Source organism: Oleiphilus sp. HI0117 (assembly GCF_001635235.1).
The window spans coordinates 1-617 of the sequence record NZ_LWGA01000981.1; the positions used below are offsets into that span (position 1 = coordinate 1).

Below are 617 nucleotides of genomic sequence, written 5' to 3' on the forward strand. Positions count from 1 at the left end.
GGATTCCAGCTGGAATACCGCCGTTGTTTCTGCTGACTTCAGCAATTCAAAAGAGGGCCTATCATCCAGTGGGATATGGTCAATATTAATAGGCTCTTTACCTTTCGCTGCCAAGCGAGGGTTAATCATCTTCAAAGCCCAGTCAACGATAGTTAGAGTACGAAGCCCCAAGAAGTCGAACTTAACCAGGCCTGCATCTTCAACATCATTTTTATCGAACTGGGTAACCAGGCCACCGCCTTCTTCATCACAATAAAGTGCAGCAAAGTCTGTCAGTTTAGTCGGTGCGATAACAACACCACCGGCGTGCTTACCGACGTTACGCGTAATCCCTTCTAGACAGACAGCCATTTCCCAGATCTCCTGGGCTTCTTCGTCTTCATCAAGAAAAGTTTTTAAGGTCGGTTCCTGCTCAATCGCCTTTGACAAAGTCATGCCGATTTCGAAAGGAATCATCTTCGAAAGCCGGTCAGCCAAACCGTAAGATTTACCCTGCACACGCGCAACATCTCGCACCACAGCCTTTGCTGCCATCGTACCAAAGGTAATAATCTGCGATACCGCATCCCTGCCGTAATGATCAGCAACATAAGAGATAACCCGGTCTCGCCCATCCA

Annotated in this window: 1 pseudogene; it reads right to left on the reverse strand. The window is 48.0% G+C overall.

Going from position 1 to position 617, the window contains the following annotated elements:
* Positions 1-617: pseudogene (locus A3757_RS17630) on the reverse strand (DNA polymerase III subunit alpha); the annotation flags it as partial.